Genomic DNA, 841 nt, shown 5'->3' on the forward strand with positions numbered 1-841 from the left:
CCCTACACGCAGGCGCTGCTGGCCTCGGCGCCGAAGCTGGAAGTCGGCAAGGCCACTTACTTCGCCGTCAAGGGTGAAATCCCGTCGCCGCTGAATCCACCTTCGGGATGCCACTTCCATCCGCGCTGCCCGCATGCGATGCCGCGCTGCTCGGTGGAGAAGCCGCTGCTGCGGGAAATCGCGCCGGGACATATGTCGGCTTGCCATCTGAACGACGCGCAATAAAAAACGCCGGGTGGGCGTGAAACAGGTCCAGGCGACGTCGGCCGGCATCATCTGGAAAACGATAGGCGCCGAGACGCGCGAGCGCTTGCGACATTGGACATGGCGTAGCTCGGAGTGGCGGTGGTCAATTGCCGCAAGTTGCCTTCGCCTGCAATTTTGTTCAATACGGCCGGCGCCCTGCCGCCTAGCATCGGGACCTCATCTTCGAGGAGCGATGCAATATGGTCATGCAGGAATTCATCATGCTGGCGGCGGCGCACTGGCTGGCGCTGGTCAGCCCGGGTCCGGATTTTCTTTTGCTGTTGCGCAGCGCCTTGCGCCATGGTCGTCGCAACGGCGTCGGCGCCAGTCTCGGGATCGCCTGCGCCAACGGCGTCTACATCGTGCTGGCGCTGGCCGGTTTCAGCCTGTTGCAGCGGAGTCCGGGCGCGCTGACGGTGATGAAACTACTGGCGGCGGCATATCTGGCGTATATCGGCTGGGCCTTCATGCAGGCCAGTCGTGCGGGACCGCCGGTGATGGCGAGAGACGCGGGCGGCATCAAACACGACGGTTTCCTGCGCGGTTTCGCCGCCGGCTTTTTGGACCGCCCACTTTTTCCGCACCCTGACTACCG

The 841-nt window shown here is 63.9% G+C and carries 2 protein-coding genes; both read left to right on the forward strand.

Features of this window, described 5'->3' with window-relative positions; genetic code table 11:
* On the forward strand, positions 1-225 hold a 225-nt coding region (locus tag HLUSI_RS27030), incomplete at its 5' end, for an oligopeptide/dipeptide ABC transporter ATP-binding protein (protein WP_040503175.1).
* 227 nt (positions 226-452) lie between these two features.
* A partial coding sequence (locus HLUSI_RS0104945) for a LysE family translocator (RefSeq protein ID WP_029363143.1) occupies positions 453-841 on the forward strand: 389 nt, incomplete at its 3' end.

Origin of the sequence: Herbaspirillum lusitanum P6-12, from assembly GCF_000256565.1 — a bacterium.
Taxonomy (GTDB): domain Bacteria; phylum Pseudomonadota; class Gammaproteobacteria; order Burkholderiales; family Burkholderiaceae_D; genus Herbaspirillum; species Herbaspirillum lusitanum.